At 69.8% G+C, this 26380-nt stretch carries 27 protein-coding genes and 1 riboswitch; of the genes, 17 read left to right on the forward strand and 10 right to left on the reverse strand.

Annotation, left to right across the window (positions count from 1 at the left end; genetic code table 11):
• The first annotated feature begins 127 nt into the window (after positions 1-127).
• The 6 genes from ctaE (at position 128) to AB4030_RS06020 (ending at position 6264) form a co-directional block, all read left to right on the forward strand.
• Positions 128-790, forward strand: a complete 663-nt coding sequence (gene ctaE / locus AB4030_RS05995) for an aa3-type cytochrome oxidase subunit III (RefSeq protein ID WP_442278286.1) — start codon at positions 128-130, stop codon at positions 788-790.
• A gap of 61 nt (positions 791-851) precedes the next feature.
• Positions 852-1661 (forward strand): cytochrome bc1 complex diheme cytochrome c subunit, encoded by an 810-nt coding sequence (qcrC, locus tag AB4030_RS06000; RefSeq protein WP_442278287.1) that lies wholly within the window; start codon positions 852-854, stop codon positions 1659-1661.
• Between the two features lie 49 nt (positions 1662-1710).
• Positions 1711-2820, forward strand: a complete 1110-nt coding sequence (qcrA, locus tag AB4030_RS06005; RefSeq protein WP_442278288.1) for a cytochrome bc1 complex Rieske iron-sulfur subunit — start codon at positions 1711-1713, stop codon at positions 2818-2820.
• Positions 2817-4580: a cytochrome bc1 complex cytochrome b subunit gene (gene qcrB / locus AB4030_RS06010; protein WP_442278289.1), complete on the forward strand. Its 1764-nt coding sequence runs from the start codon at positions 2817-2819 to the stop codon at positions 4578-4580. Before qcrA ends, qcrB begins: the two co-directional genes overlap by 4 nt.
• A 170-nt stretch (positions 4581-4750) precedes the next feature.
• The gene (locus tag AB4030_RS06015) at positions 4751-5104 is read left to right on the forward strand and encodes a metallopeptidase family protein (protein ID WP_442278290.1); all 354 of its coding nucleotides are present in this window, start codon (positions 4751-4753) and stop codon (positions 5102-5104) included.
• Positions 5105-5406: 302 nt separating this feature from the next.
• Complete coding sequence (locus AB4030_RS06020; RefSeq protein WP_442278291.1) at positions 5407-6264, forward strand: NAD-dependent epimerase/dehydratase family protein; 858 nt, start codon at positions 5407-5409, stop codon at positions 6262-6264.
• 95 nt (positions 6265-6359) lie between these two features.
• Here AB4030_RS06020 and AB4030_RS06025 read toward each other — a convergent pair whose 3' ends face one another.
• Genes AB4030_RS06025 through ctaC form a run of 3 tightly spaced genes read right to left on the reverse strand, consistent with a single transcriptional unit; the run spans position 6360 to position 9459 of the window.
• A complete protein-coding gene (locus AB4030_RS06025) occupies positions 6360-6761 on the reverse strand; it encodes a cytochrome c oxidase subunit 4 (RefSeq protein ID WP_442278292.1) in 402 nt (133 codons plus the stop codon).
• 5 nt (positions 6762-6766) lie between these two features.
• Positions 6767-8533, reverse strand: a complete 1767-nt coding sequence (gene ctaD, locus AB4030_RS06030; protein WP_442278293.1) for an aa3-type cytochrome oxidase subunit I — start codon at positions 8531-8533, stop codon at positions 6767-6769.
• Entirely contained in the window at positions 8530-9459 is a 930-nt protein-coding gene (gene ctaC / locus AB4030_RS06035; RefSeq protein ID WP_442278294.1) for an aa3-type cytochrome oxidase subunit II, read from the reverse strand. Before ctaC ends, ctaD begins: the two co-directional genes overlap by 4 nt.
• A gap of 145 nt (positions 9460-9604) precedes the next feature.
• Here ctaC and AB4030_RS06040 point away from each other — a divergent pair, with 145 nt between their 5' ends.
• Positions 9605-10888, forward strand: a complete 1284-nt coding sequence (locus AB4030_RS06040; RefSeq protein WP_442278295.1) for a cysteine desulfurase family protein — start codon at positions 9605-9607, stop codon at positions 10886-10888.
• Between the two features lie 8 nt (positions 10889-10896).
• Positions 10897-11178: a sulfurtransferase TusA family protein gene (locus AB4030_RS06045; protein WP_442278296.1), complete on the forward strand. Its 282-nt coding sequence runs from the start codon at positions 10897-10899 to the stop codon at positions 11176-11178.
• On the opposite strand, the gene aat is transcribed toward AB4030_RS06045, so the two are convergent.
• The 4 genes from aat to AB4030_RS06065 form a co-directional block, all read right to left on the reverse strand.
• Complete coding sequence (aat, locus tag AB4030_RS06050; RefSeq protein ID WP_442278297.1) at positions 11147-11821, reverse strand: leucyl/phenylalanyl-tRNA--protein transferase; 675 nt, start codon at positions 11819-11821, stop codon at positions 11147-11149. The two genes, AB4030_RS06045 and aat, sit on opposite strands and share 32 nt — an antisense overlap.
• A 49-nt stretch (positions 11822-11870) precedes the next feature.
• The gene (locus AB4030_RS06055) at positions 11871-12857 is read right to left on the reverse strand and encodes a carbohydrate kinase family protein (RefSeq protein WP_442278298.1); all 987 of its coding nucleotides are present in this window, start codon (positions 12855-12857) and stop codon (positions 11871-11873) included.
• A 130-nt stretch (positions 12858-12987) separates the two neighbouring features.
• On the reverse strand, positions 12988-13365 hold the full coding sequence (gene erpA / locus AB4030_RS06060) for an iron-sulfur cluster insertion protein ErpA (protein WP_020145450.1): 378 nt from the start codon (positions 13363-13365) through the stop codon (positions 12988-12990).
• A gap of 128 nt (positions 13366-13493) precedes the next feature.
• On the reverse strand, positions 13494-14660 hold the full coding sequence (locus AB4030_RS06065; protein WP_442278299.1) for a glycerate kinase family protein: 1167 nt from the start codon (positions 14658-14660) through the stop codon (positions 13494-13496).
• A gap of 71 nt (positions 14661-14731) precedes the next feature.
• Here AB4030_RS06065 and nadA point away from each other — a divergent pair, with 71 nt between their 5' ends.
• Together nadA and AB4030_RS06075 are read left to right on the forward strand one after the other, a co-directional pair.
• Positions 14732-15934 carry a quinolinate synthase NadA gene (gene nadA / locus AB4030_RS06070; protein ID WP_442278300.1) on the forward strand — a complete coding sequence of 401 codons (1203 nt, stop codon included), beginning with the start codon at positions 14732-14734 and terminating at the stop codon, positions 15932-15934.
• A gap of 4 nt (positions 15935-15938) precedes the next feature.
• Complete coding sequence (locus AB4030_RS06075; protein WP_442278301.1) at positions 15939-16763, forward strand: metallophosphoesterase family protein; 825 nt, start codon at positions 15939-15941, stop codon at positions 16761-16763.
• A 30-nt stretch (positions 16764-16793) separates the two neighbouring features.
• Here AB4030_RS06075 and AB4030_RS06080 read toward each other — a convergent pair whose 3' ends face one another.
• Positions 16794-18161, reverse strand: coding sequence for a dipeptidase (locus AB4030_RS06080; protein ID WP_442278302.1), 1368 nt, complete (start codon positions 18159-18161; stop codon positions 16794-16796).
• A gap of 51 nt (positions 18162-18212) precedes the next feature.
• On the opposite strand from AB4030_RS06080, the gene AB4030_RS06085 reads away from it, so the two are divergent.
• From AB4030_RS06085 to AB4030_RS06115, 7 genes are all read left to right on the forward strand, one after another.
• On the forward strand, positions 18213-19022 hold the full coding sequence (locus AB4030_RS06085) for a class I SAM-dependent methyltransferase (RefSeq protein ID WP_442278303.1): 810 nt from the start codon (positions 18213-18215) through the stop codon (positions 19020-19022).
• 63 nt (positions 19023-19085) lie between these two features.
• Positions 19086-19646, forward strand: coding sequence for a protein-L-isoaspartate O-methyltransferase family protein (locus AB4030_RS06090; protein ID WP_442278304.1), 561 nt, complete (start codon positions 19086-19088; stop codon positions 19644-19646).
• Between the two features lie 288 nt (positions 19647-19934).
• Positions 19935-20942: an ABC transporter ATP-binding protein gene (locus AB4030_RS06095; protein ID WP_442278305.1), complete on the forward strand. Its 1008-nt coding sequence runs from the start codon at positions 19935-19937 to the stop codon at positions 20940-20942.
• A complete protein-coding gene (locus tag AB4030_RS06100) occupies positions 20939-21760 on the forward strand; it encodes an ABC transporter permease (protein WP_442278306.1) in 822 nt (273 codons plus the stop codon). Before AB4030_RS06095 ends, AB4030_RS06100 begins: the two co-directional genes overlap by 4 nt.
• 58 nt (positions 21761-21818) lie before the next feature.
• Positions 21819-23255 (forward strand): ABC transporter permease subunit, encoded by a 1437-nt coding sequence (locus AB4030_RS06105; protein ID WP_442278307.1) that lies wholly within the window; start codon positions 21819-21821, stop codon positions 23253-23255.
• A gap of 107 nt (positions 23256-23362) precedes the next feature.
• Positions 23363-23935, forward strand: coding sequence for a plastocyanin/azurin family copper-binding protein (locus AB4030_RS06110; protein ID WP_442278308.1), 573 nt, complete (start codon positions 23363-23365; stop codon positions 23933-23935).
• 51 nt (positions 23936-23986) lie between these two features.
• The gene (locus AB4030_RS06115) at positions 23987-24565 is read left to right on the forward strand and encodes a DUF3043 domain-containing protein (protein ID WP_442278309.1); all 579 of its coding nucleotides are present in this window, start codon (positions 23987-23989) and stop codon (positions 24563-24565) included.
• 37 nt (positions 24566-24602) lie between these two features.
• On the opposite strand, the gene AB4030_RS06120 is transcribed toward AB4030_RS06115, so the two are convergent.
• Both AB4030_RS06120 and AB4030_RS06125 read right to left on the reverse strand, forming a co-directional pair.
• Positions 24603-25976 (reverse strand): serine hydrolase domain-containing protein, encoded by a 1374-nt coding sequence (locus AB4030_RS06120; protein WP_442278310.1) that lies wholly within the window; start codon positions 25974-25976, stop codon positions 24603-24605.
• Positions 25973-26188: a hypothetical protein gene (locus tag AB4030_RS06125; protein ID WP_442278311.1), complete on the reverse strand. Its 216-nt coding sequence runs from the start codon at positions 26186-26188 to the stop codon at positions 25973-25975. Before AB4030_RS06125 ends, AB4030_RS06120 begins: the two co-directional genes overlap by 4 nt.
• Before the next feature lie 53 nt (positions 26189-26241).
• A riboswitch (cobalamin riboswitch) is annotated at positions 26242-26352 on the forward strand.
• The last annotated feature ends 28 nt before the right edge of the window (positions 26353-26380 follow it).

A 26380-nucleotide genomic window follows, 5' to 3' on the forward strand; every position in this document is an offset into this window, starting at 1 on the left:
TTCCGGACGGCCTGCAGCACGGCTGTTCAGGGTTCGTGTCGGAATGGTCACGAATCCTCTACACCCGCGCGAGAAACGGCCTTGCAGCGGGGGGTCCCTCGCGCAGCCGGACAGGAATGTGGGAATAATGTCCAACGTGGCGACAGCATCGGCAGTTCCTTCAAGCGCAGTAGCGAGCCCGGCCCATCACGGTCCGGCGACCCGCCCGAACATGGTTGCCGTCGGCACCATCGTGTGGCTCTCCAGCGAGCTCATGTTCTTCGCGGGGCTCTTCGCGATCTACTTCCAGCTCCGCTCGGTCCGCGGAGACCTCTGGGCGACGCACACCGAGAAGCTGAACCTGCCGTTCGCGAGCGTCAACTGCCTCGTGCTCGTCATCTCCTCCGTGTGGTGCCAGCTCGGCGTCTGGAAGGCCGAGCGCGGCCAGAAGGCACGGACCGGTCGGCTCTTCGACCTCAAGAGCTGGGGCATGCGCGAGTGGTACGTCCTCACCTACCTCTTCGGCGCCTTCTTCATCTCCGGCCAGGTCATGGAGTACTCCGAGCTCACCCGCGACAACATCACCTTGAGCTCCGACGCGTACGGCTCCATCTTCTACATGGCGACCGGCTTCCACGGCCTCCACGTGACGGGTGGCCTCATCGCCTTCCTGCTCATCATCGCGCGCACGTTCACGACGCGTCGCTACACCCACGCGAACGCCACCGGCGCCGTCGTGACGTCGTACTACTGGCACTTCGTCGACGTCGTGTGGATCGCGCTCTTCGCGACCATCTACATCCTGCGCTGACTTCCGGCATGAGCGCGCGCCAGAACCGAAACACACCCCAAATGGACGACAGGAACCCACAGTGAACGCCTTGGCCGCCCGACGCCGACACCCCGCCGCGATCGCGGTGCTGCTGCTGCTCGGCCTTCTCGTGACCGGTGGCGCCTACTCGTTCCTCGCCCCCAAGGACGCCAACGCCGCCGCGCCCACCGCCGCGGCCGACGCCGTCGCCCAGGGCAAGGACCTCTTCATCGCCAACTGCGCCACCTGCCACGGCGTCGCTGCGCAGGGCACCAAGTCCGGCCCCTCGCTCGTCGGCGTCGGCGCAGCCTCCGTCGACTTCCAGGTCGGCACGGGTCGTATGCCGCTCGCCGGGCCGAACGTCCAGGCGCCTCAGAACAAGGTGAAGTTCGACGACACGCAGATCGCCGCCCTCGCGGCCTACGTCGCCTCCCTCGGCCCCGGCCCGGCCGTCCCCGAGGACAAGTACACGACGGTCATCCAGCCGGGCACGCCCGAGAACAACAAGGCGATCGCCGAGGGTGGCCAGATCTTCCGCGTCAACTGCGCGATGTGCCACAACTTCGCCGGTGCGGGTGGCGCCCTGACCCGCGGCAAGTACGCCCCCGCCCTCGAGGGCACGACGCCCAAGCACATCTACGAGGCCATGGTGTCCGGCCCGCAGTCGATGCCCGTCTTCAACGACATGAACATCTCGCCCGAGGCGAAGCAGAAGGTCATCTCCTACCTCAAGGCACAGGAGGACGCGACCAACGTCGGTGGCCTCACGCTGGGCAACCTCGGGCCGGTGTCCGAGGGGCTCTTCGCCTGGGTGTTCGCGCTCGGCATCCTCATCGGCTGTGCCGTCTGGCTCGGCAAGAAGGCCGCATGACCCCGCGCTGCATCGCCTCGATCACGAACGACGACAGGACCACGACCCGATGAACGACAACGAGACCACGGACCACGGGACGAGCACGTCACTCGTCCCGGCGTCCGGCGACAGCCACGACCTGCTGCCGGCGTCGCTGATCAGGGGCGTGGACCAGTTCGAGAACCCCGGCCTTCCGCCGCACGTCCACCGTGCCGCCGACGACGACCCCGCTGCCGCCAAGCGCGCCGAGCGCCAGGTCGCGACGATGTTCGGCCTGTCGATGCTCGCGACGCTCGTCTTCCTCGTCAGCTACTTCGCGATCCCCGACGAGGCCACCTTCTTCTTCCCCGGCATCGGCATCGCGAAGACGCAGAACGTCGTGCTCGGCCTCTCGCTCGGCTTCGCCATCTTCCTCATCGGCATCGGGGCCGTGCACTGGGCCAAGACGCTGATGTCCGACGAGGAGATCGCCGAGGAGCGCCACGAGCAGGCCTCGACCCCCGAGCAGCGTGCCAAGGCCGTCGCCGTCGTCAACGAGGGAGTCGCCTCCACCCAGCTCAACCGTCGCCCGCTGCTGAAGTACTCCCTCGGCGGCGCGCTCGGGCTCTTCATCCTCCCCCTCGGCCTGCAGGTCGCCGGTTCGCTCGGCCCGGTCAACGTCGAGGAGCTCAAGCACACCATCTGGGACCCGAAGGACAACGGCGGCAAGCCGATCCGGCTCATGCGTGACCCGGAGATGACGCCCATCCGCCTCGACGAGGTCACCACCGGCTCGGTGTTCCACGTCATGCCCGAGACGCTCCAGAAGTACATCGACGAGGGCAAGGGCGTCCTCGAGGCGAAGGCCAAGGCAGCGGTCATCCTCATCCGCCTCGACCCCGACCTGATCAAGGTGCAGAAGGCCAAGGACTGGGGTGTCGACGGTGCCGTCGCCTACTCCAAGATCTGCACCCACGTCGGCTGCGCGGTCGGCCTGTACGAGCAGCAGACGCACCACCTGCTCTGCCCGTGCCACCAGTCGACCTTCGACCTCACCGAGGACTGCGCCGTCATCTTCGGCCCGGCCAAGCGGCCGCTGCCGCAACTCAAGATCACCGTCGACGACGCGGGATACCTCGTCGCCCCCCAGGGCTTCGCCGAGCCCGTGGGACCGAGCTTCTGGGAGCGTGCGCGATGAGCACCATCAACGAGAGCCGGCCCGCCGACGCGCTTCGCGCCGGCGACCGGCAGGCCGACGAACGGGCCACCGCCGCCAAGCCGCTCGGCGGTATCGCCGGGTGGATGGACGACCGCCTGGGCGCGGCCAAGGGTGTCTCCTTCCTCGCCAAGAAGGTCTTCCCCGACCACTGGTCGTTCATGCTCGGCGAGATCGCGATGTACTCGATGATCGTCTGCCTGCTGACCGGGGCGTTCCTCACGTTCTGGTTCGTCCCCAGCGCCAGCCAGGTCGTCTACGACGGCTCGTACGTCCCGCTCCAGGGCGTCACGATGTCGGACGCCTACCGCTCGACCCTCGGAATCTCCTTCGACATCCGCGGCGGTCTGCTCATCCGGCAGATCCACCACTGGGCGGCCCTGATCTTCGTCGTCTCGGTGTTCGTGCACATGGCTCGGGTCTTCTTCACCGGCGCGTTCCGCAAGCCGCGCGAGATCAACTGGGTGTTCGGCACGATCCTGTCGCTGCTCGCCTGCATCGAGGGCTTCGCCGGCTACTCGCTCCCCGACGACCTGCTCTCCGGCACGGGCATCCGCGCGATGAACGGCTTCATGCAGTCGGCACCGGTGATCGGCTCCTACCTGTCGTACTTCGTCTTCGGTGGCGCCTTCCCCGGAGAGGCGATCATCCCGCGTCTCTACTCCGCGCACGTGCTGCTCATCCCGGCCATCCTCGTCGGCCTCTTCACAGCGCACATCCTGCTGGTCTTCGTGCACAAGCACACGCAGTTCCCCGGACCGGGCCGCACGAACAAGAACGTCGTCGGCTACCCGCTCCTGCCGGTGTACATCGCCAAGGCCGGCGGCTTCTTCTTCATCGTCTTCGGCGTCATCGCGCTCATCTCGGCGGTCGTCACGATCAACCCGATCTGGGCCTACGGCCCCTACGACCCCTCCCCCATCACCGCGGGCTCGCAGCCTGACTGGTACATGGGGTTCGCCGACGGTGCGCTTCGCCTCCTGCCCGGCTTCCTCGAGTTCGAGGCGTTCGGCTTCACCTTCAGCATGAACATCTTCCCGGGGTCGCTCGTGCTGCTCCCGGTGATGTGGACGATCATCGGCGTCTACCCGTTCGTCGAGGCGTGGGTGACCGGTGACAAGCGCGAGCACCACCTGCTCGACCGCCCGCGCAACGCCCCCACCCGGACCGCCATCGGCATCGCCGGTATCACCATGTACGTCGTGCTCTTCCTCGCGGCGGGCAACGACCTCATGGCGATCAAGCTGCACCTGTCGATCAACGACATCACCCAGACCCTGCGGGTGCTGTTCTTCGTGGCTCCGCCCGTGGCGTTCTGGATCACCAAGCGCATCTGCCTCAGCCTGCAGCGCGCTGACCGTCAGAAGGTCCTCCACGGCCGCGAGACGGGCACCATCTGGCGCCACGCCGACGGTCGGTTCGAGGAGATCCACGCGCCGCTCACGCCCAACGAGCGGTGGGTCCTGGTCCAGCACGAGTCCCACGAGCCGCTTCAGCTCACGGCAGGCAAGGACGCCAACGGCGTCGACAGCCCGATCGCCCGCAAGGAGCGACTGCGCGCGAAGTTCTCGAACTTCTACTTCCGTGACCGCGTGGCTCCGCCGACCCCGTCCGAGCTCGAGGCGGCCCACCACGAGCACGACGACCACGGCGCCGCCGTCGACGGTGGGCACGAGGCCATCGAGCAGGCTGGGGCCGCCCGCGAACGCGAGACGATCAAGGCGGACAAGCACCGACACTGAACGTCGAGCACGGTTCGGCAGCACGCAGACGAGAGGGACCTTCCGGGCAACCGGGAGGTCCCTCTCGGCGTCTCCGGGGTCTCACGCCAGCGTCGGTCCCCTGAGTCCCCAAAGTCCCCTGGGTCCCCCACCCCGACCCTCTCCCCGAACCCGCGTGACAGACTCGGCCCATGCAGCACCTGTCCGACACCGAGTTCGAGGAGGCCGTGGGTGAGGCGCTCGACACCATCCCGCCCGAGCTCGCACAGGCCATGGACAACGTCGTCGTGCTCGTCGAGCACGAGCCGCCGTCGGAGGACCCTGAGCTGCTCGGGGTCTACGAGGGCACCCCACTGACCGAGCGAGACGGGTGGTGGGATGCCGGGGCACTGCCGGACCGCATCACGATCTTCCAAGGGCCCCTGGAGCGCCTCTGCAGCACCGCGGAGGAGCTGCGTGCGGAGATCGCCATCACCGTCGTGCACGAGGTGGCGCACCACTTCGGGATCGACGACGACCACCTGCACGAGCTGGGCTGGGGCTGAACCCCTTGCGGCGTCTCACATTCGGGACGGTTTGTCGGGTACGCAGAGAGCGCCTCTTTACCTCGCCCCAGGTCGGGGTTAATGTCGACATACCGTACAACCGATCGGATGGAGGTGCGCCAGGATGTTCTCTCCCACACGATCGCACTGCGAGCCGCACGGACCGTGAAGGTCCGGGTCGGATAGAAGGGGAAGGCCTACGGCCTTCCCCTTCGCGCTGTCCGGGATGCGTCCGGCCCTTCTCCGGCCCCTTTGGGCTTGCCCAGAGGCTGCCTCGCAGGCCCCGCGGCTAGGGTGCTTGCATGACGACCACACCCGCGCACATCGTCGTGACCGGCGCCGCCGGCAAGGCCGGCAGAGCCGCCGTCGCCGACCTGCTGGAGCACGGCTACCGCGTGCTCGCCACCGACCTCACACCACCACCGGACGGGATCGACACGGCCTACCTCAGGGCTGACCTGACCGACCACGGACAGGTCGTCGACGTGCTCGACGGAGCCGACGCCGTCGTGCACCTGGCCAACATCCCGGCCCCGGGGCTGCGTCCTGCCGCGCGCACCCTCACCGAGAACACCACGGTGAACGCGCATGTCTTCCTGGCCGCCCGGACGCTCGGACTTCGCAAGGTCGTCTGGGCCTCGAGCGAGACCACGCTGGGCCTCGCCTTCGGCCCCGAGGCTCCCCCGCGCTACGCACCGGTCGACGAGGACCACTACCCCCACCCCGAGTCGACGTATGCCCTGTCCAAGGTGCTGAGCGAGACGATGGCGGAGCACATCAGCACGTGGAGCGGCATCCCCTTCGTGGGTCTGCGCTTCTCGAAGATCTTCACCGACGAGGACTACCGGCGGGTGCCGTCGTTCCAGGCAGATGCCACGAGCCGGATGTGGAACCTGTGGGGCTACATCGACGTGCGCGACGCCGCCGCCTCGTGCCGCAACGCCCTGGAGGCCGACACGACCGGGTCCGTCAACCTCATCATCGCGGGCGACGACACCATCATGGAGCGGCCGAGCGCCGAGCTGATGGCCGACGTCTTTCCCGACGTCGAGATCCGTGGTGACCTCACGGGTCATGCGACCCTGCTGTCGAACGCCCGCGCCCGCCGGCTCATCGGCTTCGAGCCGCGACACGGCTGGCGTCGAGGGATACCTGCCTGACCCTGGCACCCGCGCCCCCTCACCCAGCACCCAGCCGGCATGACGAAGGGCCCCGGTCGTCGACCGGGGCCCTTCGTGGGTTCGAACGAGCGGGTTCAGATGGAGTACTCGCCCGAGAAGGACTCGAAGACCCAGAGGCACACGGCGACGATCCCGAAGACCGCCCCGATGATGAAGAGCCACCAGCCGATCGCGAGCCCGGCGAACATGATGGCGCCCGAGCCGGCCAGCCACAGCGGCGTCCACGAGCTGGCGACGAAGTAGCCGTAGTTGCCCTCGGCGTCCTCGATCTCACCGGACGCGTTGTCCTCGGGACGCAGCGGCAGCTTCTTGCCCGTCATCCAGAGGTAGAAGCCGCTGAGCGCGAAGAGCAGGGCCGTGAGGACCAGCGCGGTGAGGCCGATCGGCTCCTCCCACTTGGACCAGAAGCCGTACATCAGGGTGACGGGGACGAAGAAGGCGAACAGGTACAGGAAGAGCTTGGTCTCGACACGCATCGGGGTCAGTCCTCACGCTTCTCGGTGCTGGCGGTGGCCTTCTCGGGTCCGGCCACGTCGGCCGAGCCCATGACCTGGACGAGGGTGCCCCGGTCGGCGACGGGGGCGACGCCCACGGCCGTCTCGGGGTGGTGCAGGTCGAAGGCGGGGCGCTCGGAGCGGATCCGCGGCAGCGAGGTGAAGTTGTGCCGCGGCGGCGGGCACGAGGTGGCCCACTCCAGCGAGGCGCCGTAGCCCCACGGGTCGTCGGACTCCACCAACGGCGCCGTGCGCCAGGTCTTCCACACGTTCCAGACGAACGGGATCATCGAGGCGCCGAGCAGGAACGCACCGAGGCTCGAGACGATGTTCGCCGCCTGGAAGCCCTCCTCGGGCAGGTAGTCGGCGTACCGGCGGGCCATGCCCTCGACCCCGAGCCAGTGCTGGATCAGGAACGTGGTGTGGAAGCCGATGAAGAGCATCCAGAAGTGGATCTTTCCGAGCTTCTCGTCGAGCATCCGACCGGTCAGCTTGGGCCACCAGAAGTAGTACCCGGAGAACATCGCGAAGACCACGGTGCCGAAGACGGTGTAGTGGAAGTGCGCGACGACGAAGTAGCTGTCGGACAGGTGGAAGTCGAGTGCCGGGCTGGACAGGATGATGCCGGTCAGGCCGCCGAAGAGGAAGGTGACGAGGAAGCCCATCGCCCACAGCATCGGGGTGGCCATGACGACCTTGCCGCCCCACATCGTGCCGATCCAGTTGAAGAACTTCACCCCGGTCGGCACGGCGATGAGCATCGTCATCACCGAGAAGAACGGCAGCAGCACCTGTCCGGTGACGTACATGTGGTGCGCCCAGACGCTCGCCGACAGGGCCGCGATGGCGATCGTGGCGAAGACGAGGGTCTTGTACCCGAAGATCGGCTTGCGTGAGAAGACCGGCAGCACCTCGCTGATGATGCCGAAGAACGGCAGCGCGATGATGTAGACCTCCGGGTGGCCGAAGAACCAGAACATGTGCTGCCACAGCATCGCCCCGTTGTTCTGCGGGTCGAAGATGTGCATGTCGAAGCGCCGGTCACCGCCGAGGGCGAAGAGCGCCGCCGCGAGGATCGGGAACGCCATGATCACCAGCAGCGAGGTCACGAGGACGGTCCAGGTGAACATCGGCATCCGGAACATCGTCATTCCCGGAGCGCGCAGGCAGATGATCGTGGTGATGAAGTTGACGGCGCCCAGGATCGTGCCGAAACCGGCGAGCGCGAGACCGAAGACCCACAGGTCACCACCGACACCGGGCGAGTAGCTGGCGTCGGACAGCGGGGCGTAGGCGAACCAGCCGAAGGCGGCCGCGCCCTGCGGCGTGATGAAGCCGGCGGAGGCGATCAGCCCACCGAAGAGGTAGAGCCAGTACGCGAACATGTTGAGGCGCGGGAACGCCACGTCCGGCGCGCCGATCTGCAGCGGCATCACAGCGTTGGCGAAACCGGCGAAGAGCGGCGTCGCGAACAGCAGCAGCATGATCGTGCCGTGCATCGTGAAGAGCTGGTTGTACTGCTCGGGGTTGTCCACGATCTGCAGACCCGGCGCCATCAGCTCCGCGCGGATCAGCAGCGCCATCACCCCGCCGAGCAGGAAGAAGACGAACGAGGTGATGAAGTAGAGGTTGCCGATGACCTTGTGGTCGGTCGTCGTCACCCACTTGACGAACGTCTGCCCCTTGGCCAGGCGCGGCCGCGCGGCCGTCATGCCCGGGGCCTGGGCCTCACGGTTGAGCGTTGCGGATGTCATTGGTTGCTCCCAGAGCGGACCGGTGCGGGGATTTTCTGGATGTCGCCGGTGACCATGTGCTCACGGCTGGCGTCGACGGGGATGAGGCCTTCGTTGCCGATGGACTTCAGGCGGGCCATCTCCTGGTCGTACTCGGCCTGCGGGACGACCTTGACCATGAAGAGCATCTGCGAGTGGTAGGCGCCGCAGAGCTCGGCGCACTTGCCCTGGAAGGTGCCGACCTGGGTCGGCGTGAGCTGGAACTTGTTCGTCTTGCCCGGGATGATGTCCATCTTCATCATGAACGCCGGCACCCAGAAGCTGTGGATGACGTCACGGGAGTTGAGGACGAACTCGACGCGCTTGTTGACCGGGAGGTAAAGCACGGGCATCTGGGCCCGCTTGCCCTCGGTGCCGTCGAGCTCGGTGTGGACGCCCGTCTCGTGGACGTTGGAGTCGACGTAGTTGAAGTCCCAGCTCCACTGCTTGGCGACGACGCTGACCGTGAGGTCCTGCTTCGTGCTCGTCTCGACGAGGGCGGCCTCGTCGCGCGCGGTGTAGTAGAAGAAGACGGCCACCATGAACACCGGGATGACGGTGTAGAGCATCTCCATCGGCACGTTGTAGCGCAGCTGGACGGGCAGCGTCTCGTCGCCCTTGCGCTTGCGGAAGCGGATCGCGGCGTAGAGCATCAGCCCCCACGTCACGGCGCCGACGGCGAGGACAGCGATCCAGCTGGGGATCCACAGGTCGGTGACCCGCTGTCCGCTGTCGGAAACCACGGGCGGGAGGTATCCGTTGGACACCCGTCCCTGGCAACCGCTGAGGGCCACGGCCGCGAGCGCAGCGATGCCGGCGAGGCGGAGTCCCGTGCGTCGCCGCCCGGTGTCCCCCCCCACCGTCGTCACCGCCGGCGACGCCGCTGGGGTGTCTTCGAGCTCAGGCACCAGGTGCACCTTTCGTTCCGTACGTGGGCGCGCAGGGCGCGCATACAACGTGTTCGCGTCAAACCGTCTGGGCAGCAGAGGCCCACGGCGCAACCCTACCGTCCCACTTGTCACGGTGTCCGCAGGGGGCGGCTAACGTTGCGGAGTGGTCAGTCACGATCCGGGCACGAACGTTGGACCCGCCCCGTCGCCCCCGTCAGGTGGCTCCCAGCGCCCCCCGGGCGGACTCCCGGACGACCATCAGCGCCGCCCCGCAGCCCCCCTCGCGCCGGCGACGCGTCGCCTGCTCGACGCGGCGTCCGGCCCCCTGCACCCCGTCGCCCGGGACACCCTGCGTGCCGCGGTCGAGGTGGGCTGGGCCGACCCGGCCGCCCTCCACACGGAGGGCCGTCGGGCACGAGCGCTGCTCGACCGCTCCCGGGAGGTCATCGCGGCCGGCCTCGGCGTGCGACCCGCTGAGGTGAGCTTCCTGCCCAGCGGCCCGGCCGCCCTGGCCCGGGCCGTCGACGGGGTGGCGTATGCCGCCCGCCGCCGTGGGGCGCGCACGGTCGCCTCCGCGGTGGAGCACTCCGCGGTCCTCGTGCCCGGCCGGGCCCGCGCGGCGGCTGCCGACGACCCGTCCCTGCTCGCGGAGGTGCGCGTCGACGGGACGGGCCGGCTCGACCTCGAGGCCTGGCGTGACGCCCTGGCCGTGCCGCGCAGCGTCGTGGCCGTGCTGCAGGCCGCCAACGGTGAGGTCGGCACCCGCCAGCCCCTCGCCGAGGCCCGGGCCGCGGCCGGTGCCCACGGCATACCCCTCGTCGTCGACGCCATGGCCTCGCTGGGACGCGACGACGTGCCGTCGGACTGGGACGTCCTCGTCGGCGATGCGCGCTCGTGGGGCGGTCCTCCTCTCGGCGTCCTCGTCGTGCGCGAAGGGGTGCGGTGGCAGTGGCCCGACGCCCGCGCAGACGTCGAGCACGGTCGCACCGACGTCCTCCCCTGGGTGCCGCTCGCGCTGGCTGCTGCCGAGGCCTGGCAGCAGACGGCGACGACGCGGCCCGAGGACGACCGGGTGGCCCGCTCCCTCGTCGACGACATCCGCGCTGTCGCGTCCGTCGTTCCCGACACCGAGGTCGTCGGCGATCCTGACGACCGACTCCCCCACGTCGTCACCTTCTCGAGCCTCTACGTCGACGGGGAGGCCGTCGTGGGGGCGTTCGACGCCCTGGGCTTCGCGGTCGCGAGCGGGTCGGCCTGCACGTCGAGCACGCTCGAGCCCAGCCACGTTCTCGCCGCCATGGGGGTCCTGACGCACGGGAACGTGCGCGTCACCCTCCCCCTGCCCGCGGTCTCACCCGGCCTTGTCGACGACGTCGCGGCCTTCGCTGCCGCGATCGCGCCGACGGTCCGGAGCGTCCGCGACCAGCTCGGGGTCGGCGACCTGTGAGGGGCGCCGTGGGTGACGCCGGTGACACGGGTGACACGGGTGACGAGGCCGTCGTGGACGCCCGGGGCGAGCGTTGCCCCCTGCCCGTGATCCGGCTCGCTCGCGCCGTGAGCGAGGGACCGGGCCTGCGAGTCGTCACCCTGCTCGCCACGGACCCCGCTGCCGCACACGACGTCCCCGCGTGGTGCCGGATGCGCGGCCACCGCTTCGTCGAGGCGCGTGCGGAGGCCGACCACACGGCATACGTCGTCGAGGTGGTCAGGACCAGCACGCCGGAAGCGGCGCGCTGAGCACGGTCGGCAGGATCGCGAGGTACTCGTCGCGCGGGACCTCGCGCACACCCAGGGTGGCCAGGTGCGGCGTCTGCCACTGGACGTCGACGAGCCGACGTGGGTCGCCGTCGGTGATGAGCAGGTCACGGAGACCGACGAGGGCGACCTTCGACGCGTCCCGGGCATGGTGGAACATCGACTCGCCGGCGAAGAGGCCACCGATCGCGACGCCGTAGAGGCCGCCGACCAGCTCGCCGTCCTGCCACGTCTCGACCGAGTGCGCCCACCCCGCGCGGTGCAGGCGCAGGTAGGCGTCGACGATCTCCGGTGTGATCCAGCGGCCCTCCCGGTCGGGCGCGGCACACGCCTCGACGACCGACTGGAAGTCGGTGTCGACGCGCACCTCGAAATGGGCCACGGCCTTGCGCAGCGACCGGCTCACGTTCAGCTCACGGGGCCGCAGGATGCCGCGCGGGTCCGGTGACCACCACCCGATCGGCTCGGACCCGTGGTCGCCGATGCCCATCGGGAACACCCCCACGGAGTACGCCTCGAAGAGGGTCGAGACATCGAGGTCGGCGCCGATGCCGATGAGGTCCTCGCCCGCCGGCACGCGGTCGAGGGCGAAGTCCCAGGGCGTGGGCGGCGGCGGCGTGGGCACGACGGGATCCGGGTGGGCGGCAGCCGTCAGCGGCCGGTCGGTGAGGGCGTCATGGCCGCGGGCACGTGACGTGGGGCCCGATCTCGGCGGCCGACTCGGGACCGTAGGCCTCGGCGAGGCGCTCGAGGAAGCGCTCCTTGCCCAGGACGTACTCCTGGGTTCCCACGGTCTCGATGACGTAGGTGGCGAGCATCGAACCGAGCTCGGCGCACCGACGCACGGACAGGCCGACCGCGAGACCCGTGAGGAAACCGGCACGGAAGGCATCGCCCACCCCGGTCGGGTCCGCCTTGCGCACCTCGCGGGCGACGCCGACCTCGACAGGGTCCTCTCCGCGGACGCGGACGGTGACGCCGTCCTTGCCACGCGTCTTGACCTGCACGCGGACCCGATCGGCGAGCTCGTCCTCGGTCCAGCCCGTCTTCTGGCAGGCGAGGTGGCTCTCGTACTCGTTGGTGAAGAGGTACTCGGCGCCGTCGATGAGGCGCGCGATGGTCGGCCCGTCGCAGAAGGCGAGCTGCTGCGAGGGGTCGGCTGCGAACGGGATGCCTCGCGACCGGCACTCGTCGGAGTGGCGCAGCATGGCCTCGGGGTCGTTGGCCCCGACGACGACGAGGTCGAGACCGCCGACCCGCTGGGCGACCGGCGCGAGCTCGATGTCGCGGGCCTCGGTCATGGCCCCGGCGTAGAAGGTGGCGATCTGGGCCATGTCGCGGTCGGTCGTGCAGATGAAGCGCGCGGTGTGCTGGGACTCGGAGTAGTGCACGCCCCCGCAGTCGACCCCGTGGCGCTCGAGCCAGCTGCGGTAGTCGGTGAAGTCCTCACCGACCGCGCCGACGAGCAGCGGCCGCTGGCCGAGGTTGGCCATGCCGAACGCGATGTTGGCGGCCACCCCACCCCGGCGCACCTGCAGGTCCGAGGTGAGGAACGACAGCGAGATCTTGTCGAGCTGCTCGACGACGAGCGAGTCGGCGAAGAGTCCGTCGAAGGTCATGAGGTGGTCGGTCGCGATGGAACCGGTGATGGCTATCTGCACGGGACGAACCTACCCGGCATCGGCGTACGGTCCACGGCCTGCCTCCGACGCCGACTCGACACCGACCCGACGGGGACGACGAAGGGCCCGACCGTGGCGGTCGGGCCCTCGCGTCAGTGCGTCGTGCGGCTCAGCTGAAGGAGTCGCCGCAGGCGCAGCTGCTGCCTGCGTTGGGGTTGTCGATGGTGAAGCCCTGCTTCTCGATGGTGTCGGCGAAGTCGATCGTGGCGCCCTCGAGGTACGGGGAGCTCATCCGGTCGACGACGACCTCGACACCGTCGAAGTCGCGGACGAGGTCACCGTCGAGGCTGCGCTCGTCGAAGTAGAGCTGGTAGATCAGGCCGGAGCAGCCGCCGGGCTGGACACCGACGCGGAGGCGGAGGTCGTCGCGACCCTCCTGCTCGAGCAGGCTCTTGACCTTCGTCGCCGCGACGTCCGTCAGGACGACACCGTGGGCGGGAGCCTCGGTCTGAACCTCGGCGGGAGATGCGTTCGTCTCGACACTCATGTGTTGGTCCTTCACGTCGTGGAACATGGGTCAAAGGAGAGAACCCATGCCGGGCCGGAAGTGTTCCCGGCGTTCCCAAGGATACGACCGCGTCCGCCCGAACGGTGCATCCGGCCCCGGTGGGTGGGTCAGGACGCGGTCGGGGACCACGTCCGCGCCACCCGGGCCGTGCGGTCGGCGAGGCGCGCAGCCGGCTCGGCCAGCGAGGCGGCGACCTGGTCGGGCCGCTCCGCAACGGCATACACCCCCGAGAGGCCTGCCGTCATCGCCTCCCGCCGCCCGACCAGGGACCGGCCCGGCACCGCGATGACGGGAACACCGACGCGGGCGGCCGCCTCGGCGACCCCCACGACGACCTTGCCGCGCAGGGACTGCCAGTCGAACGAGCCCTCTCCAGTGACCACGAGGTCGGCGGAGGCCACGAGGTCGACGAAACCGACCGCGTCGAGCACGGCCTCGACGCCCGACACCCGGCGGGCCCCGAGCAGGTGCAGGGCATAGCCGAGACCGCCGGCGGCGCCGGCCCCGGGCTCGCGCTCGGGTTTGAGGAGGGCACCCGTGAGCAGGTCCCGGGCAGGCGGGCGCACGCGGGCCACGACGCTCGCGAAGTGACCCAGCGCGTTCTCCAGCCGCTGCGCGTCCTCCTCCGAGGCCCCCTTCTGGGGGCCGAAGACGGCGCTGGCGCCCTTGAGTCCCAGCAGGGGCGAGTCGACGTCGCTCGCGATGACGAGGTCGACGCCCCGGAGCCGGTCGCGGGCGGCGTCGAGGCCGGCGACGTCGTCCGGGGTCGTCGCTCCCAGCGCCAGTCCACCTCGGCCGAGTCGCGCCGTCGGCCCCACACCGAGGGCGGCGAGCAGGCCCGCCCCGGCGTCGTTGGTGCCGGAGCCGCCGAGACCGATGACGACGCGCCGGGCACCGGCGTCGAGCGCCGCAAGGACGAGGGTGCCGACACCCGTCGTCGTCGTCCGCGTCGGGTCGCGCTCGTCGGGGGCGAGCAGGTGCAGCCCGGCCGCCTGGGCCGACTCCACGTATGCCGTGCGCCCGCCTGCCCCGGTCGTGAGCAGGATGGTGCCCGGCACCTCACGCCCCAGCGGGTCGGTGGTCACCACGCCGTGCACCTCGCCGTCGAGGTTCTCGGCGAGGACGTCGACGAAGCCGGGGCCGCCGTCCGATAGTGGAAGGCAGGTGAGGCGGTCGCCCGGAGCCGTCCGGCCCCAGCCCGCGGCCATCGCGGCCGCGGCCTGGGAGGCGGTGAGGGTACCGGTGTAGCAGTCGGGGGCGATGATCACGTGCACGTCCGGAATCCTGCCACTGCCACGGCCGGGCGGTGGCGCTCGGAGCGCGGCGACCGGCATACGATCTGGGCATGACGACGGCACCTGCACCACTCCCCCTGCTGGTCCTGGGGACGGGCACCGACCTGCACACCGAGCGCGGCGTCGAGTGCCCGGGCGACCTGCCGGCGCCGTCCGACCCCGGTCTCGTCGAGCGCGCGCGCGCCGCCAAGGCCGCGCTAGGGGACCGCGTCTTCGTCCTGGGGCACCACTACCAGCGCGACGAGGTCATCGAGTTCGCCGACGTGACGGGCGACTCGTTCAAGCTCGCTCGCGACGCCGCAGCCCGGCCCGACGCGCCGCACATCGTCTTCTGCGGAGTGCACTTCATGGCGGAGTCCGCCGACATCCTGACGAGCGACGAGCAGACCGTCATCCTGCCCGACCTCGCCGCGGGCTGCTCGATGGCCGACATGGCGGCGATCGCGCAGGTCGAGGACTGCTGGGACCAGCTGACCGCCGCCGGCGTCGCCGACCGGACGATCCCGGTCACCTACATGAACTCCTCCGCCGCGATCAAGGCCTTCACCGGTCGGCACGGCGGCACCATCTGCACGAGCTCCAACGCCCGCACCGCCCTCGACTGGGCCTTCGACCAGGTCGGCGGCCTCGGCCTGGACGGCGGCGGCACCGGCAAGGTGCTCTTCCTGCCCGACCAGCACCTCGGCCGCAACACCGCCGTGCGCGAGCTCGGCCTCTCCCTCGACGACTGCGTCGTCTGGGACCCGCACCGCCCGAACGGCGGCCTGACGCAGGCGCAGCTCGAGAACGCGCGGATGATCCTCTGGCGCGGGCACTGCTCGGTGCACGGCCGCTTCTCGGTCGACGCCGTCGAGGCCGCGCGCCGAGAGATCCCGGGTGTCAAGGTCATCGTGCACCCGGAGTGCCAGTACGACGTCGTCGAGCTGGCAGACGAGGTGGGGTCGACGGAGAAGATCATCCAGACGATCGCCGCGGCCCCGGCCGGCACGTCGTGGGTCGTCGGCACCGAGCTCAACCTCGTGCGCCGACTTGCCGAGCAGTTCCCCGAGCAGCGGATCGCCTTCTTGGAGAAGAACGTCTGCTACTGCTCGACGATGAACCGGATCGACCTGCCGCACCTGGTGTGGGCGCTCGAGTCGCTCGTCGAGGGGCGTGTCGTCAACCCGATCCGCGTCGACCCGACCGTTGCCGCCGAGGCCCGCGCCGCGCTCGACCGGATGCTCGCACTGCCCGGCAAGACCCACAAGGACTGAGCCCGTGGCGCTGCCGCTCGACCGGATCGCCGTCATCTCCGACGTCCACGGCAACGTCACGGCCCTCGAGGCGGTCCTCGCCGACATCGAGGCGCGCGGCATCACCCGGGTGCTCAACCTCGGCGACGTCGTCGGCAAGGGCCCCCGTGGCGCCGAGGCGATCAAGCGCACCCGTGACACGTGCGAGGTCACGGTTCGTGGGAACTGGGACTCACTGATCGGCGACTGGGAGGGCTTCGTCGCACGCGGCGACGTCCCGCGCTTCGAAGGCGGCCAGTGGACCCGCGACGAGCTCACCGACGAGGACGCCGCCTGGCTCGTGTCGCTGCCCAACGCGTACGACCTCGTCATGAGCGGCAAGCGCATCCGCCTGTTCCACGCGTCGCAGACGAGCGAGTTCGTGCGGGTGCGCTGGCAGCACACGATGGACGAGTTCCGCGGCATGTTCACCAACACCGACTTCACCGGTCCCTGGGCCCCCGCCCTGCCCGGTCACCCGTCCTACGCGTGGCCCGAGAGCACGACACCCGACGTCGTCGGCTACGGCGACATCCACGGCGCCTACCTCGAAGCCGACGAAGGGCTGCTGCTCTTCAACGCCGGAGCCGTCGGCAACCACCTCGACGGACCCACCGCGCCCTACTGCATCCTCGAGGGCATGAGCGACTCCCTTGTGCCGCAGAGCTTCTCGGTCAACTTCGTCCGCGTGCCCTACGACATCGAGGCCGAGGTCGCCGCGGCCCACGACCTCGGGATGCCCGACGTCGACGCGTACGCCCTCGAGCTGCGCGAGCAGCGCTACCGCGGCGCCGGCAAGCCCGCCTCCTGACGAGGCGGGCCGGGCCGGTGGCGACGCGCGTCAGCCTCTGGGCAGCGCTCCCAGGCGGGCGAGGAAGACCGCCTCGGCCACACAGACCTTCTCGAACTCCGCGAGGTGCAGCGACTCGTTGGCGCCGTGCGCACGCGTGTCAGGGTCCTCGACGCCCGTGACGATGATCGACGCGTTCGGGAACCGCGCCGAGAAGTCGGAGATGAACGGGATCGAGCCACCGACGCCCATGTCGACCGGTTCGGCGCCCCACGCGTCGGCGAACGACGCACGCGCCTGGTCGTAGACGGGGCCGTCGGCGTCGGCCGCGAAGCCGGACCCGTGCTCCTCGAGCTCGACGGTGAGGCGCGCCCCCCACGGGGCGTGGGCCTCGAGGTGCTCACGCACCCGGTCGAAGGCCACGAGCGGGTCCTGGGTCGGTGCGAGACGGACCGAGATCTTGGCGGCAGCCTTGGCGGACAAGGTGTTCGACGCCTTGTCGATCGACGTCGCGTCGATGCCGATGGTCGTGATCGAGGGCTTGTTCCACAGTCGGCTGAGGATCGACCCGGACCCGATGAGCGAGACACCGTCGAGCAGGCCTGACTCGGCGCGGAAGCGCTTCTCGTCGTAGTCGATGTCGGCGGCCTCGCCCGCGTCGAGGCCTGCCACGGCCACATTGCCGTCGGCGTCGTGGAGCGAGGAGAGCAGGCGCACGAGCGCGGTCACGGCGTCCGGGGCTGCACCGCCGAACATGCCGGAGTGCACGGAGTGATCGAGGGTCTGGACGTTCACGACGACGCGGATGCCGCCGCGAAGTGTCGTCGTGAGGGCAGGCGTCCCGATGTCCCAGTTGCCGGAGTCGGCGATGACGATGGCGTCGGCGGCCAGCCGGTCGCCGTGCTTCTCGAGGATGGTCCCGAGCGACGGCGAGCCGGACTCCTCCTCCCCTTCGACGAAGACGGTGACGCCGACCGGCAGGTTGCCGGCGTGGGCACGGAGCGCAGCGACGTGCGCCATGACTCCCGCCTTGTCGTCGGCGGCACCACGTCCGTAGAGGCGCCCACCTCGCTCCTCGGGCTCGAAGGGCGAGCTGTCCCAGTCGGTTTCGTCGCCGGGTGGCTGCACGTCGTGGTGCGCGTAGAGCGTCACCGTCGGAGCGCCCTCGGGACCTGCGAGGTGGCCGATGACGGCGGGCCGGCCGCCCTCGACGACGACCTCGACCTCGAGGCCCTCGCGGCGGAGCAGCTCGGCCACGGCGTCGGCGCTGCGGGCCACCTGGCTCTGGTCGAAGGACGAGGCCGAGACGCTCGGGATGCGCACGAGGTTCTCGAGGTCGGCCCGGACCTGCGGCATGAGGTCGGCCACGCGGTCGCGGATCTGCTGGATCTGGTCAGGGGTGAGGGCGTCGTCAGTCACGAGCCCGACCCTACCCACGCACTGTCGTCCTCCGTGGGTAGGTTCCGTGGGATGGGAGACAACACCTTCGTCGCCGGGCAGGGGCCCTGGCTCGAGCGGCTCGGCAACCTGCGCAACGTCGTGCGCCAGGAGATGGTCACCCGCCAGCTGGCCACGCACCTGCCGAGTGGACGGCTTCGCGTCCTCGACGTCGGCGCGGGCCAGGGCACGCAGGCGCTCAGACTGGCCCGCCTCGGCCACTCGATCACGGCCGTCGAGCCCGACGAGCGCATGCGCGCCGCGTTCGCGGAGGCTGCCACCGGTCTGACGCCGGCCGAGGCTCGACGCGTGAACCTCGTGGCCACCGACCTCGACGGTCTGGCCGGCGTCGCGGGGCCGACGGCATACGACGTCGTCATGTGCCACGGCGTGCTGATGTATCTCCCTGACAGCCGGAGCGCGGTGGACGCCCTCGCTCGTCATGCGGCGCCGGCCGGCATCGTGTCGATCGTGGCCCGGAACGGTGACGCCATGGCGTGGCGGCCGGCGCGGCGTCACGCCTGGGCGGCCGCCCTGGCGATGCTCGACGAGGTGCAGCTCGCGGGCGAAGAGGGCCGAGATCCCCGCTACCACAACGAAATCGGCGTCGACGCCCGTGCCGACACCCTCGCCTCGCTCACGCGGGACTGCGAGGCTGCGGGCCTCGAGATCTTCGCGTGGTACGGCATCCGCGTCGCCAGCGACGACGTCCCTGTCGACGAGCCGGCACCGGAGCGCGCCGAGCTGGACGTCCTGCTGGAGGTCGAGCAACGGCTCGGCATGACCGACCCGTACCGCGCGCTCGGCACCCTCCTGCACGTCATCGCCCGCCGCACTCCCTGAGGACGACTCCCCGGGCTGGCGCGTGACACTGACGTCGGGACCGTCGCGTGCTTGGCTGGAGACATGGACGACGCGGTGCGCGCGGCCCTCGCCGCAGTGCCTCGTGCGGGGTTCCTCCCCCGCACCGAGCGCTGGCGTGCGGACTTCGACGGCCCGATCCCCATCGGCCACGGCCAGACCAACTCCCAACCACGCACCGTCGCAACCATGCTCACTCTGCTCGACGTCCGGCCGGGCCAGCGCGTGCTCGACGTCGGCTCCGGATCTGGATGGACGACGGCCCTGCTCGGTCATCTCGTCGGCCCGGCGGGCACGGTGCTAGGGGTCGAGCTGGAGCCCGAGCTCGCCGCCTGGGGCGCCGAGAACCTCTCCCGCGCCGGTGCACCCCATGCCTCGATCCGCGTCGCCGAGCGGGGCGTCCTCGGCGCGCCCGCAGAGGGGCCGTGGGACCGGATCCTCGTCTCGGCCAACGCCAAGACGCTGCCGCAGACCCTCGTCGACCAGCTGACCCCCGAGGGGGTCATGGTGATCCCGGTGCGCGGGCGGATGACCCGCGTGGTCCTCGAGGCCGGTGCGGCTCGGACAACCCAGCACGGGCCGTACCTGTTCGTCCCGCTGCGGTGACGGCCGGCAACGGCCAGTGAGTTCTCGCGGTGCTCGCCGACGTGGGCCGAGCTGCCCAAACCGGGGTGAACGTGACTCTGCGCCTTCTGGATTCGTCGGCGCATCCACAGGAATACCCTGATTCTCAGGTGAATCTCAGGTGCCGACTACAGGGGTTGGTTGTATGAGCGTCGTCTTGGCCTCAGCCCCGAGGTGTGTGCTTGTGGATGGCCGCGCTACAGACGGCCCGTCGCAGGCACTCGATCGACGACGCCCAGCCGCAGTGCACACCGACAGGAGGTCGGCAGGATGAACCACGTCCCGGACTCGCGAGCGATGGGCCAGGCCGAGATACTTGCGGCCGAGGATCTGCGAAAGACCTACGGAGACAGAGTGGCCCTGAAGGGCCTCACCTTCTCACTCAACGCCGGCAGGGTCCTCGGGTTCCTGGGTCCCAACGGCGCCGGCAAGACCACCTCGATCCGGATCCTCACCACGATCCTCCGGCCGTCATCCGGTCGCTTCGTCGTCGACGGCATCAGCTCGGAGCATCCGGTGGCGATCCGTCGCCGAATCGGCGTCCTGCCCGAAGGGCTGGGATTCCCCAAGCAGATGACAGCGCACGGGTACCTGACCTACTTCGCACAGCTCTACGGCCGGCCGGCCGTCGGGGCCCGACGCATCGCCTCGAACCTGCTCGAGGACGTGGGCCTGCAGAACCGGGCGGACTCGAGCATCGGCTCCTTCAGCCACGGCATGCGGCAGCGGCTCGGCATCGCACGGGCACTCGTCAACGACCCGGCCGTCGTCTTCCTCGACGAACCGACCCTGGGGCTGGACCCGCGTGGTCAGCGGGAGCTGCTGAGGCTGGTGCAGAGGATTGCCAGGGAGCGGAACAAGGGGGTCGTGCTCAGCAGCCACCTCCTGTCGGAGATCGAGGGTGTCTGCGACGACGTCGTGATCATGAACGCCGGGGTCGTCGTCGCCAAGGGCACCGTTGCCGAGGTCGTCGGGCAGTCCCATCCGGAGCTCGACCACGTCGTGCGACTCCGTGTCCCGCCCGCGTCGCTCGCCAACGCCCAGGCGCTCCTGGCGGTGCTACCCGGCGTCGAGAGCGCAGTGCTCGCCGAGGAGTCGCCCGGGTGGCTGGACGTGAAGCTCCATGCCTCCAACGGGTCCGATCCGACGGAGTCGCAGGTCAGGAACGACCTTCTCGGGACGCTCATCCGCGCGGACGTGCCCATCCTGGGCTTCGACACCGGTGGGGGGCGGCTGGAGGACGTGTTCCTCCGGCTGACCGCAGAGGCGATCCGATGAGCCAGGACCTCCGCCGTCCCGGCAGCGGGAGCGTGGCCCCGCCGGGTCGAGGCAGCCCCCCGTGGTGGCTGATCTTCAAGCAGGAGTCCTCGGAGATGTGGGCGAGTGGACGCGTCCTCAGGTTCCTCACGCTCTACGCGATCCTGATGTCGGTCACGGCCTATCTGCTGGCCACGAACAACGACCTGAAGCTGGTCACCATGAAGGCGTCGGTCGTGGTTGCAGTCACGTCGACCATCACCTTCGGACTGTTCATCGGTCTCGTCATCGGCGCGGAGAGCATCAGTGGCGAGCGGGAACGGGCCACGCTGGAACCGCTGCTCCTCACGCCGACGGGCCACCGGCAGATCGTGCTGGGCAAGTTCCTCGCAGCGCTCTCCGCCTGGCCGGCAGCGTTCCTCCTGTCGGTGCCCTACGTGGCGACCCTGTCGCACGGCGACCCTGTGGTGTGGACCGCCCTCTTCTGGGGCGGGTTGCTGGGCAGCCTGCTGGCCGTCGCGTTCGTGGGGTTCGGCATGCTCGTGAGCATCTGGTCCGACTCCAGCAGGATCAGCCTCTTCGTGTGCCTGCTCGTGTATGCCGGCCTGCTCATCCCCGCACAGCTCCCCACGGAGTTCCTCAACTCATCCGGTGGCGTTCTCGTGTCGGCCATCGATCCCCTGGAGTCCGCGAGCCAGCTGCTGACCAAGGTGGTCGACGAGGGCAGGTCGCTCGGCGAGGCATGGGTCTACTTCGTCGCCCCGGCCGTGATGACCGCCCTCATCACCGGGGTGCTCTTCCTCTACTCTGCGCCGCGCGTGCGTCTCGCGGCGGAGTGACACGGCCGGCGTCTCGGTCGACGAACACGCATCAGGGACCAGCCAGAGAGGCATTGTCATGAGCGTCGTACAGCAGCGCAGTGAGCGGGTCGAGGTGGCGGAGCGCCACGGGGTCGCCGCGCCGGTGTGGTGGTTGGTGTTCAGACGGGAGTTCATCGACCTGTGGACCGGTGGGCGGGTGCTGCTGCTGCTGATCCTCTTCAGTCTCGTGATGTCCGTGACCTCGGCCCTTCGAGAGCTGGAGAGCAGCCTGAGCCTGATCCCGCCGGTGGAGATGGCGTTCCTGACGATCCTCAGCGGCATCTCCTTCGGGCTCTTCGTCGGGATGGTCATCGGGGCGGACAGCATCAGCGGTGAACGGGAGCGCGCGACACTGGAGCCGCTGCTGCTGACTCCGGCGAAACCGCGACAGATCGTGTTCGGGAAGTTCCTCGCCGCCATGTCCCCGTGGCCGGTGACGTTCCTGCTGACGATCCCGTACGTCGTCGTCCTCGCACACGGGGACAACGTCGTGCAGGAGGGGCTGCTCCTCGGGGCCCTGCTCGGTGGCCTCCTCGCCATCGCGTTCACGGGATTCGGGATGCTCGTCAGCATCTGGGCCAAGTCGAACCGGGCCAGCCTGTTTGCCAGCCTGGTCGTCTACCTGGTCTTCCTGATCCCGACCCAGTGGCCCGGCAGCGCCCAGAAGGGTGACCTGGGCTACCTCATCCAGCAGTTCAACCCCCTCCAGGCCTCGAGCGAGTTCCTGGAGAAGGTGCTCGTCAACAACCGGACCGTCGCGGAGAAGATGCCCTACATGCTGGCCGCGATCTTCGCCGCCGTCGGCGTGGTGGCCGTGCTCTTCCTGTATGCCGCGCCCCGGCTTCGCCTGGACCGTGACGCCTCACGGTCCAGGCTCCCGAGACCGGGGCGGGTGGCGAGCGTCCTTCTCGTCGCCGGTGCCACGCTGGCCCTGGTGGCGACGCCGGCAACGCGGGCACAGGCGGCGGTGGCCACGGCTCCCGTGCATGGGCTGCAGATCTCGGTCGACCTGGAATACAAGACGGTCAGTGCGGGCGACGAGGTGGAGTTCAACACGGTCGTGACGAACGCGGGTGCGGCAGCGTCACCGCCGATGAACGTCGCGATGAACATCGTGAAGACCGGGAAGGGTGAGCCGGTCGACCCTGAGGACTGGTCACCGGAGCGGACCCAGCAGGTCGCCTCACTGGCTCCGGGTGAGACCAGTGAGCTGACGTGGACGGTCGAGGCGATTCTCGAGGGCGACTACATGGTGTACATGACCGTCCTTCCCCAGCCCACCGGCCCGAACGCGACCTCGCAACCCGTCTCCAGCTCTGGCATCCACCTGACCGTGAAGTCCTTCGCCAAGAGCAACCCGGGGGGCGTGCTCCCCGTGGCGATCGGCACACCGGTCGCCCTGATGGCGATTGCCCTCGTCCCGATCGTGCGCCGCCGACGGGCCAAGGACCAGGCGCCTCAGGACGAGAGCTGACTCCGCTGACGTGCGCAGGCCGCTGTTTCCATCGGCCCTTCCAAGGAGAGGAAGCCCAGATGCCCACTGCAAGCTGTTCGAGTCTGACGCGACGACGTCTTCAACTGATGACGGGCATCGCGGCCTGCAGCGTCCTGCTGACGGCCTGCAGCGGAGCCGCGGACCCGGCGGCGGCGCCCTCCGCGGCCTCGACGGGCGGGACCGCGACAGTCGCGTCCTCGATGACGTCGACCCGTCCGGACCCGGACGAGGTCGGCACGGCGACGCAGGACCCGGGTGCCACCAAGCCGGTCACCGCCGGCACGATCACGGTGGAGGTCGGCTCTGCGAGCGGAGCCAAGGAGTTCCACTACGACAAGGTGACGCTCGCAGAGCCGGCGGGCTCCAAGATCAAGCTGAAGTTCGTCAACCACACCGACTCCAAGGACGAGGTCGGCCACAACTGGGTGCTGGTCAAACCCGGTCAGGAGGCCGAGGTGATCGCCAGCAGCAAGGCGGCCGGTGACGACAAGGACTGGTTGAACGTCGACGACCCGGCCATCGTCGCGCACACCCGACTCATCGAGGGCGGGCAGAGCAACACGATCACCTTCACCGCCGCACCGGGCACCTACACCTACCTGTGCACCTTCCCGGGGCACTATGCGGCGGGCGAGAAGGGCACGCTCGTCATCAAGTAGCCCCTCGGGCGCGATGCAGGGCTCGGGCCGGGTTCGGCTTAGAGTGTCTTCGTGTTCGGACGCAAGAAGACCCTCAACGACGAGCTCGCCCCGACGACGACGGACGAGTCGGCGCGCCCAGGTGCGAAGAACCGCCCCACCCCGAAGCGGCGCGAGCAGGAGGCCCTCAACAAGCGTCCGCTCATCGTCACCGACCGCAAGGCGGCCGGCGCCCAGGACAAGGCGGCCCGCCGTGAGGCGATGGCCAAGCAGCGGGCCGGCATGGCGACCGGGGACGAGAGGTACCTCCCGGTCCGCGACAAGGGTCCCCGCCGCCGCTTCATCCGCGACACGGTCGACGCCCGCTGGAACATCGGCGAGTTCATGCTTCCGATCATGCTCATCGTGCTGCTGCTCAGTTTCGTCCGCACGAACTGGGCCCTGCTGCTCGTCTTCGTGCTCGTCTACGGCCTGATCCTCGTGGCCATCGTCGACGCCCTGCTGATGTGGCGCCGCACGCGTCGCAAGGTCGAGGACAAGTTCGGCGGGGCCCAGAAGGGTGACGCGTGGTACGCCATCATGCGCGCCTTCCAGATGCGCCGCACCCGCATGCCGAAGCCGCAGGTCGGCCGCGGCGAGCACCCGGCCTGAGCCACAGCCCTGCCCGGTCCCGCGGTCTCCCAGACCGTCAGTGCTGCAGCTCGGCGAACGCGAGCGGCGCCCGCGTGACGGCATACGTCGCGAAGTAGAGCTTGTCGACCGACCCGTCCGTCGCGCGCACGACCTCGAGGAGCTCCCCGCGCTCGCGGCCCGCGGCCGCCCGGAAGCGGTCCGTGCCTTCAGCGGCATACCGCGTCTCGGAGAGCGGTTCGTCGTCGGCGAGCCGCGACCACAGCGCGCCGTCCCGGACGAAGAACGTGATCGGCGACCCCTCGGACCACCACAGGCCGAGCAGCTCGGTGAGGCCCGGCTGCTCGGTCTCGGGTGTCCACGGGGCGGGCAGGGACGGCTCGGCGTCGACCACGGCCTCGACGAGGTCGGTGGCAAGGGCGAGCGTCAGCGCCCCGGACGTGGCGTTGGCGAAGACGACGGCGCCGACGCCGTCCGTGCGACGCACCCGCAGGCCCGTCAGGAAGCCCGGCATCGCGCCGCCGTGCCCGACGTAGACCCGGTCCCCGCGGCGGCCCATGCCGAAGCCGAGCCCGTAGGCGCCGCTCCAGCTGTCGACGTCGGTCATGATGATGGGCCGGCACATCTCCTCGACGGTCTCGGGCCGCACGACGCGGTCATCGGGGCGTGCCACGTAGGCGGCGTAGCGCGCCAGGTCGGCCACCGTCGACCACAGCCCGCCGACCGGGGCCGTCGCGCCGAGGCTGAAGAGTGGTTCCTCGCTCGCGGTCCCGGCGTAGGGGTCGACCTGGTAGCCCACGGCGCGGTCGTCGGCGGGTGCCAGCCCGGTGCGCGTCATCCCGAGCGGGTCCAGGACGCGCTCGCGGACGACCCGCTCCCAGTCCTGGCCGGTCACACGCTCGACGACCTGGCCGAGCAGGGCGTAGGCGAGGTTCGAGTAGTGGAAGGCGTGGTGGGCCGGGAGCACCTGCTCGGCGTCCTCGACACCGGCGAGGAACTCCTCGCGCTCAGGTGCCACCAAGGTCTCCCAGATGTTGCCGACGGGCTCGCGCTGGAGGCCAGAGGCGTGGGCGAGCATCTGTCGCAACGGAACTCGCGCATGCTTGGTGGCCGGGAGGTACGTCTCGAGCGTGTCGTCGAGCGAGAGCAGTCCCTCGTCACGCAGCGACATGACCGCGAGCGCCGTGAACGTCTTCGTCACCGAGCCGATCATGAACTGGGTGTCGTCGGTCGCCGGCGTGGCGTCGACTCCGAGGCGGGCCGAGCCGACGTGTGCCGACCAGGCGAGGTGTCCGTCGCGCACGACGCCGACGCTGACCCCGGGCGAGCGCCACGACCGTTGGGCCGTGACGACCCGGGCCAGCAGGTCCCGCTCGAGCCCGGGCGACAGGACCGGGTCGGACGAGCCGCGACCGCCCGAGGGCGCGCTCACTCCGCCGCCCGCAGGCTCATCGGGCCGTAGACGACGGCGTCGTGCTCGCGCAGCGTGACCGCCTCGACGCCCGCGTCGAGCAGCTCGCGCCACGACTCGCCGAGGTAGCTCTCGGCGTCGCTCTGGGTGGGGAAGCCGGTCGTAGCCAGGCCCTCCCCCTCCATCGGGTTGCCGTGGGCGTCGAGGAACAGCCAGGACCAGTCAGCGCTCATGCCGACACCCTAGACGGCGGCCCGTTTGACGGGCGGCAACCCCGCGTGCAACGGTTCGCCTACCGAAGGACGATGGGGCAAGCCGGTGTGACTCCGGCGCTGACCCGCAACCGTGACACCACCTCCGCCGCCAGCCGGCGTGGGTGACCAGTCGGAAAACCCGCGTCCTCCCGGCTCCTTTTGTCAGTCTGT

Source organism: Terrabacter sp. 2YAF2, assembly GCF_052114705.1.
GTDB lineage: Bacteria > Actinomycetota > Actinomycetes > Actinomycetales > Dermatophilaceae > Terrabacter.

Coding starts and splice junctions, on each gene's coding strand:
- ctaE (WP_442278286.1), top strand. CDS start 128: ATGTCCAACGTGGCGACAGCATCGGCAGTTCCTTCAAGCGCAGTAGCG.
- qcrA (WP_442278288.1), top strand. CDS start 1,711: ATGAACGACAACGAGACCACGGACCACGGGACGAGCACGTCACTCGTC.
- qcrB (WP_442278289.1), top strand. CDS start 2,817: ATGAGCACCATCAACGAGAGCCGGCCCGCCGACGCGCTTCGCGCCGGC.
- AB4030_RS06015 (WP_442278290.1), top strand. CDS start 4,751: ATGCAGCACCTGTCCGACACCGAGTTCGAGGAGGCCGTGGGTGAGGCG.
- AB4030_RS06020 (WP_442278291.1), top strand. CDS start 5,407: ATGACGACCACACCCGCGCACATCGTCGTGACCGGCGCCGCCGGCAAG.
- AB4030_RS06025 (WP_442278292.1), bottom strand. CDS start 6,761: ATGCGTGTCGAGACCAAGCTCTTCCTGTACCTGTTCGCCTTCTTCGTC.
- ctaD (WP_442278293.1), bottom strand. CDS start 8,533: ATGACATCCGCAACGCTCAACCGTGAGGCCCAGGCCCCGGGCATGACG.
- erpA (WP_020145450.1), bottom strand. CDS start 13,365: ATGAGTGTCGAGACGAACGCATCTCCCGCCGAGGTTCAGACCGAGGCT.
- nadA (WP_442278300.1), top strand. CDS start 14,732: ATGACGACGGCACCTGCACCACTCCCCCTGCTGGTCCTGGGGACGGGC.
- AB4030_RS06085 (WP_442278303.1), top strand. CDS start 18,213: ATGGGAGACAACACCTTCGTCGCCGGGCAGGGGCCCTGGCTCGAGCGG.
- AB4030_RS06090 (WP_442278304.1), top strand. CDS start 19,086: ATGGACGACGCGGTGCGCGCGGCCCTCGCCGCAGTGCCTCGTGCGGGG.
- AB4030_RS06095 (WP_442278305.1), top strand. CDS start 19,935: ATGAACCACGTCCCGGACTCGCGAGCGATGGGCCAGGCCGAGATACTT.
- AB4030_RS06100 (WP_442278306.1), top strand. CDS start 20,939: ATGAGCCAGGACCTCCGCCGTCCCGGCAGCGGGAGCGTGGCCCCGCCG.
- AB4030_RS06105 (WP_442278307.1), top strand. CDS start 21,819: ATGAGCGTCGTACAGCAGCGCAGTGAGCGGGTCGAGGTGGCGGAGCGC.
- AB4030_RS06110 (WP_442278308.1), top strand. CDS start 23,363: ATGACGGGCATCGCGGCCTGCAGCGTCCTGCTGACGGCCTGCAGCGGA.
- AB4030_RS06125 (WP_442278311.1), bottom strand. CDS start 26,188: ATGAGCGCTGACTGGTCCTGGCTGTTCCTCGACGCCCACGGCAACCCG.